This is a genomic window from Exiguobacterium sp. s194 (genome assembly GCF_018618275.1).
Lineage (GTDB): Bacteria > Bacillota > Bacilli > Exiguobacteriales > Exiguobacteriaceae > Exiguobacterium > Exiguobacterium chiriqhucha.
This window is the reverse complement of sequence record NZ_JACSLT010000001.1, coordinates 191,425-210,153: the sequence shown is the minus strand read 5'-3', so window position 1 is coordinate 210,153 and position 18,729 is coordinate 191,425. Positions and strand designations below refer to the sequence as shown.

The following is an 18,729-nucleotide window of genomic DNA, read 5'->3' as shown; positions in this document are numbered from 1 at the left end:
AGGTGACGGTTTCTTGCCGTCACCTTCATTTTTCGACATTGAATGATAAAAGGGGGGGACTTCTTACCCGTGGAAGCTAATCAAAAAATGCAATTGCTCTTGGGTGACCTCGGCATCACGACCGAAACGGATCAATTCGACGGAGCGGAGCTGTCACGACTCGTCGTCAACAAGCAACGCAGGACATGGACGTTTTATTTCCAATTGCAACACGTGTTGCCGTATGAGGTGTATCAACTATTCATGAGCCGGCTCGAGAGTCGCTATGCGACGTTCGCGGACGAGGTGTACGCTCGGTTCACGACGACGTCAGGTGGGGGCGAACAGGACTATATCGACTATTGGCCCCGAATCATCAGTGAATTGAGCCAAGTGTCAGGCGCGATGCGCAGTTATTTCGCATCGGTCGCACCGCGCTTCGAGCAGAACAAATTGCTCATCCCGGTGCGCTCGGCCCCTGAGGCGAACTATGTCGATAAAGAGTTATGCCAAGAAGTCCAGGCGCTCTACAGCGCCTATGGCTTTATGAAAAAACCATGCCAAGCGTTGTTCTCAGAAAATGAAGAAGCGAACCAAGCGTTGCGCGAACAAGTCGTCCAAGAAGATTTGGAACAGGCGAAGCTCGCACTCGCGGCGCAGTTCGCCAAGTCGACCGAGACGAACGATGAGCCGGTCACTGAAGTGCGGATGGGCGCCTTGATTAAAGACGAGATTGTCCCAATCAAGACGATTATCGAAGAAGAACGACGCGTCGCCATCCGTGGCCTCGTCTTCTCGGCCGAACGGAAAGAATTGAAGAGCGGGAAGAAACTCTTCACGTTCAAGATGACGGACTATACCGATTCACTCATCGTCAAAGTGTTCGCGCGCGATGACGACGATGACCGGATGCTCAGTGCCGTCAAAAAAGGCATGTGGATTCAAGCAGCCGGTCGGGTCGAGGATGACAGCTTCATGCGCGAACTGTGCATGATGGCGTCACAACTGCAAGAAGTGAAAGTCGAACCGGTCCGGGACGAATGGGCCGGTGAAAAGCGGGTCGAACTGCACGCGCACACGCAGATGAGCCAGATGGACGCGGTCACAAACGTATCGGCACTCGTCGCACGAGCGGCGAAATGGGGCCACCGTGCCATCGCCATCACGGACCATGCCGGAGTCCAGTCGTTCCCAGAAGCCTATTACGCCGGGAAAAAGAATGACATTAAAGTGCTGTTCGGGGTCGAGGCGAACGTCGTCAATGACGGCGTACCCGTCGCCTATCATCCGACCGACGTCCCGCTCGACGATGCGACGTACGTCGTCTTCGACGTCGAGACAACGGGGCTTTCGGCCGTCTACAATAAAATCATCGAGCTCGCGGGTGTCAAAATCAAGGACGGAGAGATTATCGACCGCTTCGAGGCGTTCGCCGATCCGAAGCATCCGCTCTCGGCCACGACGATTGAACTGACGGGTATCACCGATGACATGGTCCATGGCCAGCCCAATCCGGAAGTCATCGCCAAGCAGTTCGTCGATTGGTGCGGGGACGGCATTCTCGTCGCCCATAACGCATCGTTCGATATGGGCTTCCTTGAAGCGACGCTCCGGAGCGGTGGACACGAACCGGATGACTATCCGGTCATCGACACGCTCGAGCTCGCCCGGACGATTTTACCGACGCTCAAGAACCACCGTCTCAACACGCTCGCGAAGCGATTCGATATCGAGTTGACGCAACATCACCGCGCCATCTATGATGCCGAGGCGACGGCGTATTTGCTCATGAAGCTGCTCGAACTCGCCAAACAGATGTTTGAGATGGAAACGCATCGCTCGCTGAACGCGAAAGTCGGGAGCGACGTCTCGAAGATTCGTCCGTTCCATGCGACGATTTATGCGAAAACGAAAAAACCGGGACTCCGGAACTTATACGAACTGATTTCCTTGTCGCACATCGACTACTTGTTCCGCATGGCACGCATGCCTCGCTCGGAGATTATCAAGCGTCGTGAGGGCCTCTTGATCGGTTCGGCGTGCGACAATGGCGAGATTTTCGATGCTGCCCTGAACAAATCGGACGAAGAGCTTGAGAAGATGATGGCGTTTTACGATTTCATCGAGATTCATCCGCCGGCGCTCTATATGCATCTCATCGATAAAGAAATTGTCGCCAACGAACTTGAGTTGCGTGAAATCATCAAACGGATCATTCGCGTCGCAGGTCAGGCCGGACTGCCGGTCTGTGCGACCGGCAACGTCCACTATCTCGACCGGACGGACCGTTCGTATCGGGAGATTTTGATTCGGACGCAAGGTGGCGCCAACTTCATCAACACGCGGAAAGAACTCCCGCATGCCCATTTCCGCACGACGAAAGAGATGATGGAAGACTTCAAATTCCTCGGGGACGAGCTCGCCCGCGAGATCGTCATCACGAACCCGAACGCGATTGCCGATCAAATCGAGTCGATTCAAATCATCCCGGACGACTTGTATACGCCGAAGATTGAAGGGGCCGACGATGAAGTCCGGAATATGAGTTATGATATGGCCCGCTCGATTTATGGAGAACAACTGCCTGAAATCGTCGAAGCTCGGCTTGAGAAAGAGTTGAAGTCGATTATCGGTCACGGGTTTGCGGTCATTTATTTAATCTCGCATAAACTCGTGAAGAAATCGCTCGATGACGGCTATCTCGTTGGGTCACGTGGTTCGGTTGGATCGAGTTTCGTTGCGACGATGACCGAAATCACCGAAGTCAATCCGCTGCCACCGCATTACGTCTGTCCGAAGTGTCAACATTCCCACTTCTTCGACGACGGATCGGTCGGGTCCGGGTATGACCTTCCCGACAAGCAATGTCCGGAGTGTGGGACTTGGTATACGAAGGACGGGCACGATATCCCGTTCGAGACGTTCCTTGGTTTCAAAGGGGACAAAGTACCGGATATCGATTTGAACTTCTCGGGTGAATATCAACCACACGCCCACGCTTACACGAAAGTGTTGTTCGGTGAAGAGTATGTGTATCGTGCCGGTACAATCGGGACGATTGCCGATAAGACGGCGTACGGATACGTGAAAGGCTATGCGACCGAGAACGATAAGATTTATCGGAATGCCGAGGTCGACCGGCTCGTCTCGGGTGTCACCGGCGTCAAACGGACGTCCGGGCAACACCCGGGGGGGATTATCGTCGTCCCAGATTATATGGACATCACCGAAATTTCGCCGATCCAATATCCGGCCGATGATAAGTCGTCCGAATGGAAGACGACCCACTTCGACTTCCACTCGATTCACGACAACTTGCTCAAACTCGATATTCTCGGTCACGATGATCCGACCGCCATCCGGATGCTCCAAGACTTGTCCGGTATCGATCCGAAGACGATTCCGACGGACGATCCGACGGTCATGAAAATCTTTTCGTCGCCGGAAGTACTCGGTGTGACGCCGGAACAAATCGAATCGAAGACGGGTACGCTAGGGATTCCAGAGTTCGGGACGAAGTTCGTCCGGCAGATGCTCGAAGAGACGAAACCGTCGACGTTCTCCGAACTCGTTCAAATTTCGGGACTGTCTCACGGGACAGATGTCTGGATTGGGAACGCGAACGAACTCATCTATAACGGGACGTGTGAATTGAAAGACGTTATCGGGTGTCGTGATGACATCATGGTCTACTTGATTTATGCGGGCCTCGAACCGTCATTTGCCTTCAAAATCATGGAGTCGGTACGGAAAGGGAAAGGCTTGTCGGAAGACATGGAGACGGAGATGCGGGCCAACGATGTTCCGGAATGGTACATCTCGTCTTGTAAGAAGATCAAGTATATGTTCCCGAAAGCGCACGCCACGGCGTACGTGCTCATGGCCGTCCGGATTGCCTACTTCAAAGTGCATCATCCGATTCTGTATTACGCGACGTACTTCACGGTCCGGGCCGGCGACTTCGATTTGTCGGCGATGATCAAAGGGTCACAGGCCGTGCGTAAAGCGATGTCGGATATCCGTGAAAAAGGATTTGAAGCCACGGCGAAAGACAAAGGACTCCACACCGTGCTCGAGCTCGCACTCGAGATGTTAGAGCGCGGCATGAAGTTCCAGAACATCGATTTGTACCGTTCGAGCGCGACCGAGTTCTTGATTGAAGGGAACACGCTCATCCCGCCGTTCAATGCCGTCGATGGTCTCGGTACGAACGCGGCGAAAGCGATTGTCGATGCACGTGCCGAAGGACAGTTTTTATCGAAAGAAGACTTGCGCAAACGGGCCAAGTTGTCGAAGACAATCGTCGAGACGCTCGATACGATGAAATGTCTCGAAGGCCTCCCGGATGAGAACCAACTCTCGTTCTTTGATTTTGGGGTGTAAGTTGCGAAAAACCGGGAAAATATGATATATTGGTATCGAACAATGTTGGATACTACGACGGAAAGGAGTAGGGAACCCTACTCCTTTCTTGTATGTAAAAGCCAGAAGGAGGGATGAGAGTGTCCAAAATAACAGAAGTCGTCGAAGCGATCGCGTTGCCGATCGTGGAGCGTGAGAACATGGAATTGGTCGATGTCGAATTCGTGAAAGAAGGGCCAGACTGGTTCTTGCGCGTCTATATCGACAAGCCGGGGGGCGTCGATTTAGATGATTGCGTCAACATCAACGAACAACTCTCGGAAAAACTAAACGATAGCGATCCGATCGAACAAGCCTATTATCTTGACGTCTCGAGTCCCGGTGCCGAACGACCGCTGAAGAAGCCGACCGACTTTGAACGCGCGATTGGAAAGAACGTCTATATCAAGACGTTTGCCCCGATTGAAGGTGCCAAAGAGTTCGAAGGGATTTTGACGGAATATGACGGCGAGACCGCCATCGTCGAGACACGCATCAAGACAAGAAAAAAAGCGATATCGCTACCGGTAGACAAAATTGCACAAGCCCGCCTAGCGGTCACGTTTAGTTAAGGAGAGGTAAAGATGGGGCCACAATTACTCACAACAATCGAACAGATTGCTAACGAAAAAGGAATCGAGAAGGAGATTATCATCGATGCACTTGAGCAGGCGCTCATTTCGGCATACCGCCGAAACGTCGCCAACCCGAATGAAAACGTAAAAGTTGAATTCGACCAAGTGACCGGTGATATTCGTGTCTTCGCACTTCTCGAAGTCGTTGAACGTCTCTCGCATCCCGAGCAACAATTGTCGCTCGAAGAAGCGCATGAGATTGACCCGAACTATGAGTTAGGGGACTTCCATAAAGAAGAAGTCACACCGAGCGACTTCGGTCGCGTCGCAGCGATGACAGCCAAACAAGTCGTCACGCAAAAGATGCGGGAAGCCGAGCGCGAGCGCATCTATAACCACTTCGTCGATAAAGAAGACGAGATCATGACGGGGATTGTGGAACGGTTCGACCCACGCAACTTGTATATCGGTCTTGAAAACAATATCGAAGCGGTGCTCACACCGAACGAGCAGATGCCAAATGAATCGTACCAGATTCATGACCGCATCAAGGTGTATGTCACAAAAGTCGATTCGACGACGAAAGGGTCTGGCGCAGCCATTCAAGTCTCGCGGACGCATCCAGGTCTGTTGCGTCGTCTGTTCGAGCTCGAAGTGCCAGAAATCGCGAGCGGAACGGTCGACGTCATGTCGGTCTCACGCGAAGCGGGTGATCGCTCGAAGATTGCTGTTCATTCAGACATCGTCGATCCAGTCGGCGCTTGTGTCGGTCCGAAAGGGCAACGTGTCCAAACAATCGTCGATGAGCTCAACGGTGAGAAAATCGATATCGTACGTTGGTCGAACGACCCGAAAGAGTTCGTGAAAAACGCACTCAGCCCGGCTCAAGTCGTTGACGTGTACGTCAATGAACCGAATAAATCGACGACGGTCGTCGTGCCAGACTATCAATTGTCACTCGCCATCGGTAAACGCGGTCAAAACGCCCGTCTTGCCGCTAAGTTGACGGGATGGAAAATCGATATTAAGAGCGAGACCGATGCAGAAAGCATGGACTTGTATGATACGTACGCCGAAAAAGTTGAACCGGAGCCAGAAATTGTTCACAATGAAGTGGAACAGACTGACTCGGTTGACGTCGCCCTCGAGCCGACAACGGTGAAAGAAGAGGAATGACCATGAAGCAAAAGAAACTTCCTTTGCGCAAATGTGTGGTCACGCAAGAAATGTTACCGAAACAAGCGTTGATTCGTGTCGTTCGGACGCCGGAAGGTGACGTCGTCATCGATACGTCCGGTAAATTGAACGGACGTGGAGCGTATTTGTCGAAAGATGCGGATGTGATTCGTTTAGCAGAGAAAAAACGGACACTCGATCATCATTTAAAAGTCAAGACGAGTGACGCGCTTTATGAGCAGCTGCTTCAAGCTGTCACAGGAGCCGAATCATGAGTCAGTGGGAATCATTGTTAGGCCTTGCCGCACGTGCGAGGAAAGTAACGATGGGAGAAGAGTTTGTGTTGAAGGATGTACGAGCTGGCCGAGCCAAGCTTGTCATCCTTGCCGGAGATGCAGGAGCGTCTACGAGAAAACGGGTTACCGACAAGTGTACATCGTATGGTGTTCCATTGATTGAAGTGAGCGACCGATATACGATCGGGGCTGCTTTAGGTAAAGACATGCGAGTCGTCGTGTCTGTGACAGAATCCGGATTTGCGAACAAGCTTAAGCAACTTCTCTCTTAACTATTAACGGAGGTGGATGCTTTGGGAAAACGCGTCTATGAATTTGCAAAAGAACAGAATGTAACAAGTAAACAAGTCATTACTCAGCTCGAGAAAATGAACAAGCCAGTGAAAAACCACATGGCTGTCTTAGATGAGGAGTCGGTCAAGCAACTCGACCGTGTCTTCAATCCTGAGAAATACCGTTCGGCTGACAAGCAAGAAAAGCCAGCTGCAACGAAACCAGCTGAAACGAAGTCTGCCGAGTCAAAACCGGCTGACGCGAAACCTGCTGCCAAGCAAGAAGCACCGAAAGCACGCCCACAAGCGTCTGGCGGTCAAAGCAACCAAGCGGGCAACCGTGGTGGCAACCGTTTCGGCAACAACCGCAACGACAACCGCAACAAAAAGCGCGGTGGTAAATTCAAAGGCAAGCCTGCGAAAGCAGCCGTGCCATTAGAAGCGGATCCAAATTCGAAAACGAGTCAGCGTAAAGCAGCTCGTTTAGCGCAAGAGTCTGAAATGGGCAACGTCATCAAGTACGATGATGTCCTCAGCGTATCGGACCTCGCTGCGAAGATGGATAAAAAGCCAAACGAGATCATCATGAAGTTGATGGGTCTTGGTGTCATGGCGACAATCAACCAAACACTTGATGACGAGACGATTGAGTTGCTTGCAACTGAATTCGGTTATGAAGTGGAGAAAGAAGTACTCATCGATGAGACGGACTTTGAAGAAGTAGAAATCGACTTCTCTGAGTATGAGCTTGTTGAGCGTCCAGCTGTCGTCACAATCATGGGTCACGTCGACCACGGTAAGACAACACTTCTTGACTCGATCCGCAACACGAAAGTCGTTGCTGGTGAAGCCGGCGGAATCACGCAGCACATCGGTGCTTATCAAGTTGAAGTCAACGATAAAAAGATCACGTTCCTCGACACACCAGGTCACGCCGCCTTTACGACGATGCGTGCTCGTGGAGCCGAAGTGACGGATATCGCGATTATCGTTGTCGCAGCGGATGACGGCGTCATGCCACAGACAGAAGAAGCCATCTCACATGCGAAAGCGGCAAACGTGCCGATTATCGTCGCTGTGAACAAAATGGATAAAGAAGGCGCAAACCCTGACCGCGTCAAACAAGAATTGACAGAGTTCGGTCTTGTACCGGAAGAGTGGGGCGGCGAAACGATTTTCGTACCGATCTCAGCTTTGAAAGACGAAGGAATCGATGAGTTGCTCGAGATGATCTTGCTCGTTTCTGAAGTCGAAGAGTACAAGTCGACGCCTAAAATGCCAGCTCGCGGTTCGGTCATCGAAGCGAAGCTCGACAAAGGCCGCGGTCCTGTCGCCACGCTTCTCGTTCAACACGGGACACTCCGGATCGGTGACTCAATCGTCGTCGGTAGCACGTTCGGACGCGTCCGGGCCATGGTCAACGATATCGGTCGTCGTGTGAAAGAAGTCGGTCCATCGACGCCAATCGAAATTACAGGATTGAACGATGTCCCACAAGCGGGTGACCAGTTCATCGTGTTTGAAGATGAGAAGAAAGCACGTGCAATCGGAGAAAAACGTTACCAACGTTACCTCGAATCACAGCGTCGCGAATCGGCTAAAGTTAGTCTTGATGACTTGTTCAGCCGCATTCAAGAAGGCGAAGTCAAAGATTTGAACGTCATCATCAAAGCAGACGTTCAAGGTTCGGCTGAAGCACTCGCTGGTTCACTCCGTAAAATCGACGTCGCAGGCGTTAAAATCAACATCGTCCACCAAGGTGTCGGTGCAATCACAGAAGGTGACGTCATTCTCGCTTCGGCGGCAAATGCGATCATCATCGGATTCAACGTTCGCCCAGATGGTAACGCCCGGTCGATGGCCGAGCAAGAGCATGTTGAAATGCGTCTGCACCGCATCATCTATAACGCAATCGATGAAATCGAAAGCGCGATGAAAGGGATGCTCGACCCTGAGTTCGTTGAAGAAATCACAGGACAAGTTGAAGTCCGTGACGTCTTTAAAGTCTCGAAAGTCGGTACGATTGCCGGCTGTTACGTCACAGAAGGTAAAATCTCACGCGACGCCGGCGTCCGCATCATCCGTAACGGGATTGTTGTGTACGAAGGAAAACTCGATACGCTTCGCCGCTTCAAAGACGACGTCAAAGAAGTCGCGACAGGTTACGAGTGTGGGATTAAAGTAGAGAAGTTCGACGACATCAAAGTGGAGGACGTTATTGAAGCGTTCATCATGAAAGAAGTCGAACGTAAATAAAGCGAGGAGGGAACACGTATGAACATTCGTGCCCAACGCGTCGCAGAGCAGATGCGTAAAGAGATTACAGATATCTTGCTCCGTGAAGTCAACGACCCACGTACGAAGAACGCTACAATCACGAGCGTTGATGTGACGGGAGACTTGCAGCAAGCGACAGCCTACTACACGGTGCTCGGAGACGACGCCACGGTGAAGGCTGAAACGCAAGCTGGTCTTGATAAGGCGAGCGCATTTATTCGCCGCGAGATCGGGAGCCGCATCCGTCTTCGGAAAACGCCAGAATTGTCGTTCGAATACGATTCATCGGTCGCATATGGTAGCCATATCGATTCATTGATTCGTGACTTAAATCGGAACGACCAATAAATTGAAGGGGGGACTCGCGTCTCCCCTTTTTTGATGGGAGGAATTCAGATGGAACCAACTGGCGTATTGATTTTAGATAAAGACAGCGGCATGACGAGCCACGACTGTGTGTTCAAGCTCCGTAAATTGTTCCAAACGAAAAAAGTCGGACATACCGGCACGCTTGACCCGGAAGTGACCGGTGTCCTACCGATTTGCCTCGGACGGGCGACAAAGTTGTCTCGTTTTCTGACCGATGAAGGCAAACGGTACGCCGCCGAGATTACAATCGGAACAGCGACGATGACGGAGGACGCCCATGGCGAGGTCGTCGAGACGCGTGAAGTCGGTCCCGAGGCGTTCACCGCTGCGGACATCGATCGTGTCCTTGAGAAGCTGACAGGAAAAATCGAGCAAATCCCGCCTTACTTCTCTGCTGTCAAAGTGAACGGTAAGAAATTGTACGAATACGCCCGAAAAGGTCAGACGGTGGACCGACCCCGCCGCATCGTCGAGATTCATCGCCTCGTCCGGACGAATGAGCCGGTCATCGAAGACGGTGTCTGCCGTTTCCGTGTCGACGTCGAGTGTGGCAAAGGGACGTTCATCCGGACGCTCGCCGTTCAAATCGGGGAGCAGCTCGGCTATCCGGCCCATATGAGCGACTTGCGGCGGACCCGGTCTGGTTCGTTTGAGGAAACGGCCGCCGTCACGTTGCAGCAACTGGCCGACCTCGAGACGGTCGAGGAACGAATGAACCACCTCATCCCGCTCGAAGAGGTCATCAAACGTTGGCCTGCCATGACGATTCCAGCCAATCGAGAACGGTATATTCGAAACGGAGGTCGTTTGAACGACGTCTCGCTCGAATTTGAACTGTTTACTGTCTATAATGAAGAAGGAATTCCACTTGCCCTCTATCGACGGCTTGACGGAACAACAGACGCAACTGTCGAGGTCATGTTGACTATCGACTAAAGGGGAGATTGAAGTATGGAAACGATCCATCTGACGTATCCTGAGACACCAGACCTGGTCCCTTCGGTCATGGTGCTCGGATTTTTTGACGGCGTCCACACCGGACATCAGGCCGTGATTCGGCATGCGCAGGCGCAAGCAAAACAGCTTGACGTGCCCGTGACCGTCATCACGTTCGACCCGCACCCGAAACAAGTGTTATCGAACAAACCGGATGCGGTCCGTTACATCACACCGCTCCAGCGGAAATTGAACCGGATTGCCGCACTCGGTGTCGAACGGTGCATCGTCATCACGTTCACGAAAGAGTTGGCGAGCCTGTCGCCACAACAGTTCGTGGATGACTATTTGATTGGTGCCGGTGCGGTCCATGTGACGGCAGGTTTTGACTACTCGTACGGTAAATTCGGCGAGGGGACGATGGAAACGCTGCCGTATCATGCGCGCGGTCGCTTCACGACCTCGGTCGTCGCCGAACAGACGAGCGGCGGCGAAAAAGTGTCGTCGACGCGGATTCGTCAGTTGCTCGGTGCCGGTGATGTCGATGTGGCGAGCGAATTGCTCGGTACGCCGTACGTTATCTGCGGGGAAGTCATCCACGGTGACGCCCGAGGCCGGACGATCGGCTACCCGACGGCGAACGTCGTCATGGACGCATCGTATGTCATGCCGCGTCTAGGCGTCTACGCGACGCGTGTACGGCTTCAGGACGGTCGGACGTTCGACGCGATGACGAACGTCGGTCGGCGGCCGACGTTCTATGCGACCGGTGACGTCTCAATCGAGAGCCACTTGTTCGACTTCTCGGAAGATTTATACGGACAATTGATCGAAATCGAATGGATGCACTATTTACGGGACGAGCGGGCGTTCGACGGACTCGACTCGCTCATCGCCCAACTCAAGCAAGATGAGACGGCCGCTCGGTCAATCCTGTCTTGACTTTGGATGGGTGGTACGGTATCCTATTTTGGTACGCAAAGTACACCGCTTCGCTTGGCTGATCGATTCACCAACGTCGGCTCGGCAACGCGGCAATTTTCTATTAAATGGAGGTGGAGAGGCAATGGCACTCTCAAAAGAACGTAAGAACGAAATCATCGCGGAATACGCGACAAAACAAGGTGACACTGGTTCACCGGAAGTTCAAGTTGCAGTATTGACTGAACAAATCAACACTTTAAACGATCATCTTCGTACACACAAGAAAGACCACCACTCACGTCGCGGTCTTTTGAAAATGGTTGGACGTCGCCGTAACTTGCTTACGTACCTTCGTAACAAGGACGTTACACGTTACCGTGAATTGATTCAACGCCTTGGTCTCCGTCGTTAATCCGAACGGACCATGTGACGGGCTGGGACACTTGTTCCTAGTCCGTTTCTTCTTTTTTAGGAGGAAAATCATTAGACATTCATATGAATGAGTTACATAATAAACTAGATAAGGTTTGAGAGGAGAATGTTCATGTTAGGTACGAAACAAGTATTTTCTACAGAATGGGGCGGGCGTCCGCTGTCTGTAGAAGTCGGGCAACTTGCGAAACAAGCAAACGGCTCGGCACTCGTCCGTTATGGGGACACGGTCGTGCTCGCCACGGTCACAGCATCGAAAGCGCCGAAGGATTTAGATTTCTTCCCGCTCACGGTCAACTATGAAGAAAAATTATACTCGGTCGGTAAAATTCCAGGAGGTTTCCTCCGTCGGGAAGGTCGTCCTGGGGAGAACGCGATTTTGACATCGCGCCTCATCGACCGTCCGATCCGTCCGCTTTTCCCGGATGGCTTCCGTCATGATATCCAAGTGATGATTTACGTCATGTCGAACGACCCGGACTGCCCAGCTGAGATGGCCGGTATGCTCGGAACGTCAATCGCACTCTCGATTTCAGACATCCCGTTCGATGGCCCGATCGCCGGTGCGACAGTCGGACGCGTCAACGGTGAGTTCGTCGTCAACCCGACGACGGCTCAGCTCGAACAGACAGACCTCGAACTCCAAGTCGCCGGAACGGCAACTGCAATCAACATGGTTGAAGCAGGCGCCAACGAAGTACCGGAAGACGTCATGCTCGAGTCAATCTTGTTCGGTCATGAAGAAATCAAGAAATTGGTCGCTTTCCAAACGGAAATCGTCGAAGCTGTCGGGAAACCGAAGTTCGAATACACGGTGTCGAAATTTGATGACGCCTTGACGGCTGAGCTCGAAGCAGCTCGTCCAGAAATCAACGCTGCGGTTCAAGTCGAAGAGAAGCATGCGCGTGATGCAGCAATCAACGAAGTGATTGCCAAGTACGTCGCCATCTACGAAGAGCGCCTCGTCGACGAGCCGGCCAAGTTGAAAGAAGTGTCTGGCATCTTGAACAAATTTGTCAAAGATGAAGTTCGCCGTCTCATCACGGTCGATAAAGTTCGTCCGGACGGTCGTCGCCCGGAAGTCATCCGTCCACTTGCGTCGGAAACGGGCTTATTGCCACGCGCCCACGGCGTTGGATTGTTCACACGTGGACAAACACAAGTCATGTCGGTGGCGACACTCGGCGTCATCGGAGATGCTCAAATCATCGACGGCATCGGTCTCGAAGAGAACAAGCGCTTCATGCACCATTACAACTTCCCGCCGTTCTCGGTCGGAGAAGCTCGTCCGGTGCGTGCGCCAGGTCGTCGTGAAATTGGTCACGGTGCTCTCGGAGAACGTGCGTTGCTCCCGGTCATCCCGAAAGAAGCCGACTTCCCGTACACGATTCGTCTCGTCTCGGAAGTACTCGAGTCGAACGGTTCAAGTTCACAGGCGTCAATCTGTGGCTCGACACTCGCTCTCATGGATGCAGGGGTTCCAATCAAGGCACCGGTTGCCGGGATTGCGATGGGTCTCATCATGGAAGGCGAACATTACACGGTTCTCACGGACATCCAAGGACTTGAAGATCACCTCGGTGACATGGACTTCAAAGTCGCTGGAACGAAAGACGGGATCACGGCGCTCCAAATGGATATCAAAATCGCCGGAATCACGCGTGAGATTTTGGAAGAGGCACTCGAACAAGCACGTTCAGGCCGTCTCCACATCTTGAATCATATGCTTGAGACGCTCGACGCACCGCGTCCGCAGTTGTCGAAGTATGCACCGAAAATCGTGACGATGACGATCAATCCGGATAAGATCCGCGATGTGATTGGACCGGGCGGGAAGATGATTAACAGCATCATCGACCAAACGGGCGTCAAAATCGATATCGAGCAAGACGGAACGGTCTTCATCGCGTCGACCGATCAAGATGGCATCGATATGGCGATGGCCCTCATCGGCGACATCGTCCGTGAAGTCGTCGTCGGCGAAGAGTTCGATGCAACGGTCCGCCGCATCGAGAAGTTCGGCGCGTTCGTCGAATTGTTCAAAGGGAAAGACGCGCTCGTCCACGTCTCTGAGTTCAGCTTAGAGCGTGTCGCGAACGTGGAAGACGTCGTTAAACTCGGCGATACAATCAAAGTCCGTGTGACGGAGATTGACGACAAAGGCCGAGTCAATGCCTCACACAAAGTGCTCATCCTTGAAGGATTATCACCGGAAGAACGTGAAGCATACGAAGCAAAACGTAAAGCGCAGCGCGAAAGCCGTCCACCACGTGACAGCCGTCCGCCGCGTCGTGACGGAGACCGTCGTCCGCCACGCTCGACAAACTAATCATGATGGCCATCGTCTGGTGCGATGGCCTTTTTCATAGGAGTGATAACATGGAATGGATCACATTAGACAACGGCGTCCGCATCGTGATTGAGCCGATGGCGGATGTCCGTAGCACGTCGACCGGTGTCTTTATCAAAGCCGGAACTCGGACCGAAGACATGACCGAGATTGGCATCAGCCATTTGATTGAACATATGTTATTTAAAGGGACGAAGACGCGAACGGCAAAAGAAATCGCGTCGTTCTTCGATGAGCTCGGGGGTAGCGTCAACGCGTTCACGTCGAAAGATCATACGTGCTATTACGTGAAGACGCTTGACGAGCACGCGGTCATCGCGTTCGATGCGCTCGCCGACATGCTGTTCGACTCGTTATTTGATGAGACGGAGCTCGAGAAAGAGAAGCGGGTCGTCTTAGAAGAAATTAAAATGTATGAGGACACACCGGAAGACCTCGTCCACGAGCTGCTCGCGAAAGCCGTCTATAAGGACGACATCCTTGCCGAACCGATTCTCGGGACGGAAGCGAGCGTCCTCAGCCTATCGCGGGACCAACTGCTCCGTTACGTCGCTTCGACGTACACGGGCAATCGTGTCGTCGTTTCAATCGCCGGGCATGTGACCGATGAATTGATTGAGGCGGTCAAGACAAGGTTTGCCGACCTCCCATCAGGGGAATCTCCGAAAGAATCGACGACTCCGATTTTATACAGTGACGTGATGAAAAAACAGAAAGAGACAGAGCAAGCACACCTCTGTTGGAACTTTGAGGCGATTGCCGCCAAAGATGACCGTCTGCCGCATTTGGCCTTGATGAACAATGCCATCGGGGCCACGATGTCATCACGTCTTTTCCAGTCGATTCGAGAAGAAGAGGGGCTGGCATACTCGATTTACTCGTACTACACGACGTTCGATGACCACGGGACGTTCACCATCTATATCGGGACATCTCCGGATACGCTCGCCCAAGTCGAGACGATTATGACGCGCGAACTCGAGACGTTGATCGCGGACGGATTGTCCGACGAGGAAGTCGAGAAAGGCAAGCGCCAATTGAAAGGGTCGCTCGTCCTCGGGAATGAGAGTACGAGTGCCCGCATGAACCGAAACGGTCGAAACCTCGTCCTGCTCGACGATGTCGAGGACTTGAACGAGGTGCTCGATAAAATCGATCGCATCGATGTGCATGGTGTCAACGCCTTAATCAGAGAGGTGCTCAGCCACGCCCCTGCCAAATCTTATGTCCTTCCGTCCGAAGACTGACTTGAAACCGAATTGTAAGTTCTCTACACTGATTAAGAGGTATTCTTTACTTTGGACAGGAACAGGTGAAAGAAGGGAAAGACTTGAACTTAACGGATTTAGCTAAACACATTCAATTGATTAATCAACCAAACTTACAAGCCATCCCAGTGACCCATGTGACGACCGACTCGAGAGAAGTCGTCCCTGGGACGCTGTTCGTCGCCATCAAAGGCTATACGGTCGACGGCCATGACTATGCCGAATTGGCGGTCAGCAAAGGGGCCGTAGCCGTCGTCAGCGAGCGTCCGCTCTCGTTAAGCGTACCGAACTTAATCGTGCGCGACAGCACACGATCGGTCGGCCTCTTAGCGTCGGCGTTCTATCAGTATCCGTCTGAACAGATGCGTCTGTTCGGGATCACGGGGACGAACGGCAAGACGACGACAACGACGATTCTGCGCGACGTCCTCACCGAGCTCGGTCATAGCACCGGATTGATTGGCACGGTCGAGGTCCGCATCAACGATACGGTCGTTCCAAGTAAAAATACGACACCGCAAAGCTCGGAGCTACAACAGTTGCTCGCCCGGATGCACGCAGAAGGCGTGACCGATGTGATGATGGAAGTGTCATCGCACGGACTCGAACTCGGCCGTGTCATCGGGACGGACTTTGATATCGTCGGATTCACGAACTTGACGCACGACCATCTCGATTTCCACGGTACGTTCGAGAACTATGCGCGAGCGAAAGGGCTACTGTTCGCACAGCTCGGACAGATGGCGTCACGTCACAAGGTCGCCGTACTGAACGCAGACGACCCGTACAGCAAGCTGTATGAGACGATGACAGGGGCGCGAGTAATTACTTATGCGATTGACGCGATGGCAGACGTGACGGCATCAGATATCGTTCAGACGCTGTCAGAGACGAGCTTTTGCCTCAACTATCAAGGCGAACGCCATCCGTTGACGGTTCAATTCATCGGCCGCTTCAACGTGTATAACATCTTGCTCGCGACAGGTTGCCTGCTCGCGGCAGGCTATCGATTGCCCGAAATCGTCCAGGCGCTCGAAGCGATCCATCCGGCCAAAGGGCGGATGCAACGCCTCGATGTGCCGGGCTATAACGTCTATGCGGATTACGCCCACACGCCCGACGGCATCGAGCAATGCTTGAAGTCGCTCGTCGGCGTGCCGAAAGAGAAGATTGTGTTCTTAATCGGGACAGGCGGAAATCGTGACGTTACGAAGCGACCGACGATGGGAGAGATGGCCTCGAAGTATGCAGGAACGGTCGTCATCACGACGGACGATCCACGCTTTGAAGCCTACGACTCAATCACGAGCGGCATCGCTGCCGGGATGACCCACGACAATTTCGTTGAGATCGGGGACCGCGAAGAGGCGGTCCGCTACGCGGCCAAATTGGCCGAGTCCGATAACATCGTCGTCCTGGCCGGCAAAGGACATGAGAAATATCAAATCATTGGCAATGAGAAAATTCCGCTAGATGAAGAAGCGATCGTCCGAGCGACAATTTTGAAGACGGAGGAATCATGATTTATGGCAGTACAACCGATCACCTTGACAGAAAAAGAGCATGACGAGTTCGTCAAAACACATGACCGTGGGGATTTGCTTCAACTCTCAAGTTGGGCCAACGTCAAACGACAAAACGGCTGGTTCGCCGAGCGGATCGCCGTCGCGACCAATGGTGTGACGAGCGGGGTCGCGTTACTCTTGTTCAAACGCGTACCTAAACTTCCGTTCACGCTTTGCTACGCGCCGCGCGGTTTCGTCGTCGACTATGACGATGTGGCTTCGTTGACCGCGTTGACCGAAGAAGCGAAACGGGTCGCCAAGGCGAACAAAGCGATCGTCGTGAAAATTGATCCGAATATCGATCGAGATGAAGTGCCAGGTCTATTGACCGAGATGGCGAGTCTTGGCTTCGCCCATAAAGGATACGGCGGCGGGTTCGATTACGCCCAGCCTCGGTTCACGATGGAGACGGACTTGCGTCCGAGCGAGAAAGAGATTTTTGGCAAGTTCCATCATAAGTTCCGCTATAACGTGCGTTTGGCAGAACGAAAAGGAATCGTCTGCACGGAAGTCGGTCGCGATGGTCTCCAGACGTTCGCGGAGTTGATGAAAGTGACAGGCGAGCGGGACGGCTTTGCCATCCGGGGCCTTGATTACTTCGAGAACTTATACGATTGCCTGCAGCCAGGGGACGCGCGTCTGTTCTTGACGAAACTCGAACCGAAGCTCGCGCTCGACCAACAGATGGCCACGCTCGAAAAAGCCGAACGTGACCTCGGCAAGATTGAACGTTCCCTCGAGACGGAGACGGTGGAGAAGAAACGGACGAGTCTGTTGAACCGTCAAAAGCAGACGGGCGAACAGATTGAAAAGATTAAAGCTGCGTTGCCGGAACTGAACGAGTTGCACGACAAGTACCCGAACGGACTCGTCTTATCGGGCGGTCTGTTGACGTTAGCCGGACGACGCTCGTATTACTTGTACGGTGCGTCTTCGAACGAGTTCCGTGACTTCATGCCGAACCACCTCATGCAATGGACGATGATGCAAGCGGCCAAGGCGAGCGAGGCCGAACGCTATGATTTCGGTGGCGTATCGGGCAGCACCGACGCCGATGATGAGTATGCGGGTCTGTATGCGTTCAAATCCGGTTGGGGTAGCGATATGATCGAGAAGGTCGGCGAGTTCGATCTCGTCTTGAATCGTCCGCTCTATTTCGCCCTTGAAACAGGATTACCGCTCGTCAAAGGACTCCGTAAACGGTTGCGCCGATGAAATGGACCGGCGTCTTGACGTTCGCGATGACGGCTTTTTTAGTCGGAATCTTTTTAGCGTATACGTTATCACGTCCGGGGCCGATGCCATGGGTCGATGAACCGACGTTCGAGGCGGGGATGTGTGAGCGCAACTCGCGCTCGGAAGCGGTCATCGTCGAGCGTAGCGAGAAAGCGTTCGCCAAACTGCATCCGCACGTCCGGGAGCGGAGTGAATCGTTCGTACGGCTAGCCTATTCGTGCCTCGGTCTCGAGGTTCGCCTGACGTCAGGATACCGTTCAGCCGATGAGCAGAACGCCCTGTACGCCCAAGGTCGCTCGAAACCAGGTCAAGTCGTGACGAACGCCAAAGCAGGTGAGAGCTACCATAACTATGGCCTTGCCGTCGACTTCGTCATCATTCACAACAACCGCGCCGACTATGATTTGGAGTCGGACCACAATCGGTCGGATGAACCGGATTGGCAAGAACTAGGGGAACTCGGCAAGGCGCTCGGCTTCGAATGGGGCGGGGATTGGAGAAGTTTTCCGGATTACCCACACTTACAAATGGACTTCGGTTTGTCGATTCGTCAGCTCGCTTCCGGGAAACGTCCGGATGACAAAGCGACGATGCCGCTTGCCGATGTGATGAAACCTCTCGTCGATTGAACGGAAATGTTGGCATATCAGCAGTTTTCCGATACAATATTCAG

Annotated in this window: 15 protein-coding genes; all 15 read left to right on the top strand. The window is 53.0% G+C overall.

What is annotated here, in order from left to right; translation table 11 throughout:
• Positions 1 to 69: 69 nt before the first annotated feature.
• The 15 genes from KNP85_RS01050 (at position 70) to KNP85_RS00980 (ending at position 18,685) form a co-directional block, all read left to right on the top strand.
• The gene (locus KNP85_RS01050) at positions 70 to 4,362 is read left to right on the top strand and encodes a PolC-type DNA polymerase III (RefSeq protein ID WP_214800856.1); all 4,293 of its coding nucleotides are present in this window, start codon (positions 70 to 72) and stop codon (positions 4,360 to 4,362) included.
• Positions 4,363 to 4,481: 119 nt separating this feature from the next.
• Positions 4,482 to 4,952, top strand: a complete 471-nt coding sequence (gene rimP / locus KNP85_RS01045) for a ribosome maturation factor RimP (protein ID WP_021067156.1) — start codon at positions 4,482 to 4,484, stop codon at positions 4,950 to 4,952.
• A 12-nt stretch (positions 4,953 to 4,964) separates the two neighbouring features.
• Entirely contained in the window at positions 4,965 to 6,131 is a 1,167-nt protein-coding gene (nusA, locus tag KNP85_RS01040) for a transcription termination factor NusA (protein ID WP_029595684.1), read from the top strand.
• The gene (rnpM, locus tag KNP85_RS01035) at positions 6,128 to 6,406 is read left to right on the top strand and encodes an RNase P modulator RnpM (protein WP_165569410.1); all 279 of its coding nucleotides are present in this window, start codon (positions 6,128 to 6,130) and stop codon (positions 6,404 to 6,406) included. The genes nusA and rnpM overlap by 4 nt, the downstream gene beginning before the upstream one ends.
• Positions 6,403 to 6,699 carry a YlxQ family RNA-binding protein gene (locus tag KNP85_RS01030; RefSeq protein WP_021067159.1) on the top strand — a complete coding sequence of 99 codons (297 nt, stop codon included), beginning with the start codon at positions 6,403 to 6,405 and terminating at the stop codon, positions 6,697 to 6,699. Before rnpM ends, KNP85_RS01030 begins: the two co-directional genes overlap by 4 nt.
• 21 nt (positions 6,700 to 6,720) lie before the next feature.
• A complete protein-coding gene (infB, locus tag KNP85_RS01025) occupies positions 6,721 to 8,955 on the top strand; it encodes a translation initiation factor IF-2 (protein WP_021067160.1) in 2,235 nt (744 codons plus the stop codon).
• Positions 8,956 to 8,973: 18 nt separating this feature from the next.
• Positions 8,974 to 9,324 carry a 30S ribosome-binding factor RbfA gene (rbfA, locus tag KNP85_RS01020; RefSeq protein ID WP_021067161.1) on the top strand — a complete coding sequence of 117 codons (351 nt, stop codon included), beginning with the start codon at positions 8,974 to 8,976 and terminating at the stop codon, positions 9,322 to 9,324.
• A gap of 48 nt (positions 9,325 to 9,372) precedes the next feature.
• The gene (truB, locus tag KNP85_RS01015) at positions 9,373 to 10,281 is read left to right on the top strand and encodes a tRNA pseudouridine(55) synthase TruB (protein ID WP_058763392.1); all 909 of its coding nucleotides are present in this window, start codon (positions 9,373 to 9,375) and stop codon (positions 10,279 to 10,281) included.
• Positions 10,282 to 10,296: 15 nt separating this feature from the next.
• On the top strand, positions 10,297 to 11,223 hold the full coding sequence (locus tag KNP85_RS01010) for a bifunctional riboflavin kinase/FAD synthetase (protein ID WP_214800854.1): 927 nt from the start codon (positions 10,297 to 10,299) through the stop codon (positions 11,221 to 11,223).
• A gap of 124 nt (positions 11,224 to 11,347) precedes the next feature.
• Positions 11,348 to 11,617, top strand: a complete 270-nt coding sequence (gene rpsO / locus KNP85_RS01005) for a 30S ribosomal protein S15 (protein WP_015881433.1) — start codon at positions 11,348 to 11,350, stop codon at positions 11,615 to 11,617.
• A gap of 132 nt (positions 11,618 to 11,749) precedes the next feature.
• The gene (gene pnp, locus KNP85_RS01000) at positions 11,750 to 13,966 is read left to right on the top strand and encodes a polyribonucleotide nucleotidyltransferase (RefSeq protein ID WP_021067164.1); all 2,217 of its coding nucleotides are present in this window, start codon (positions 11,750 to 11,752) and stop codon (positions 13,964 to 13,966) included.
• A gap of 50 nt (positions 13,967 to 14,016) precedes the next feature.
• Complete coding sequence (locus tag KNP85_RS00995; RefSeq protein ID WP_029595681.1) at positions 14,017 to 15,234, top strand: M16 family metallopeptidase; 1,218 nt, start codon at positions 14,017 to 14,019, stop codon at positions 15,232 to 15,234.
• Between the two features lie 83 nt (positions 15,235 to 15,317).
• Positions 15,318 to 16,778, top strand: a complete 1,461-nt coding sequence (locus KNP85_RS00990; protein WP_031200186.1) for a UDP-N-acetylmuramoyl-L-alanyl-D-glutamate--2,6-diaminopimelate ligase — start codon at positions 15,318 to 15,320, stop codon at positions 16,776 to 16,778.
• 3 nt (positions 16,779 to 16,781) lie between these two features.
• Positions 16,782 to 18,035: a lipid II:glycine glycyltransferase FemX gene (locus KNP85_RS00985; RefSeq protein ID WP_214800852.1), complete on the top strand. Its 1,254-nt coding sequence runs from the start codon at positions 16,782 to 16,784 to the stop codon at positions 18,033 to 18,035.
• Positions 18,032 to 18,685, top strand: a complete 654-nt coding sequence (locus tag KNP85_RS00980; RefSeq protein WP_021067168.1) for a M15 family metallopeptidase — start codon at positions 18,032 to 18,034, stop codon at positions 18,683 to 18,685. The genes KNP85_RS00985 and KNP85_RS00980 overlap by 4 nt, the downstream gene beginning before the upstream one ends.
• The last annotated feature ends 44 nt before the right edge of the window (positions 18,686 to 18,729 follow it).

Bases quoted from the DNA above. Each gene is read 5' to 3' on its own strand.
- rpsO (WP_015881433.1), top strand. From the start codon at position 11,348: ATGGCACTCTCAAAAGAACGTAAGAACGAAATCATCGCGGAATACGCG.
- nusA (WP_029595684.1), top strand. From the start codon at position 4,965: ATGGGGCCACAATTACTCACAACAATCGAACAGATTGCTAACGAAAAA.
- rnpM (WP_165569410.1), top strand. From the start codon at position 6,128: ATGACCATGAAGCAAAAGAAACTTCCTTTGCGCAAATGTGTGGTCACG.
- truB (WP_058763392.1), top strand. From the start codon at position 9,373: ATGGAACCAACTGGCGTATTGATTTTAGATAAAGACAGCGGCATGACG.
- KNP85_RS00985 (WP_214800852.1), top strand. From the start codon at position 16,782: ATGGCAGTACAACCGATCACCTTGACAGAAAAAGAGCATGACGAGTTC.
- KNP85_RS00995 (WP_029595681.1), top strand. From the start codon at position 14,017: ATGGAATGGATCACATTAGACAACGGCGTCCGCATCGTGATTGAGCCG.
- KNP85_RS01010 (WP_214800854.1), top strand. From the start codon at position 10,297: ATGGAAACGATCCATCTGACGTATCCTGAGACACCAGACCTGGTCCCT.
- pnp (WP_021067164.1), top strand. From the start codon at position 11,750: ATGTTAGGTACGAAACAAGTATTTTCTACAGAATGGGGCGGGCGTCCG.
- rbfA (WP_021067161.1), top strand. From the start codon at position 8,974: ATGAACATTCGTGCCCAACGCGTCGCAGAGCAGATGCGTAAAGAGATT.
- KNP85_RS00980 (WP_021067168.1), top strand. From the start codon at position 18,032: ATGAAATGGACCGGCGTCTTGACGTTCGCGATGACGGCTTTTTTAGTC.
- KNP85_RS01030 (WP_021067159.1), top strand. From the start codon at position 6,403: ATGAGTCAGTGGGAATCATTGTTAGGCCTTGCCGCACGTGCGAGGAAA.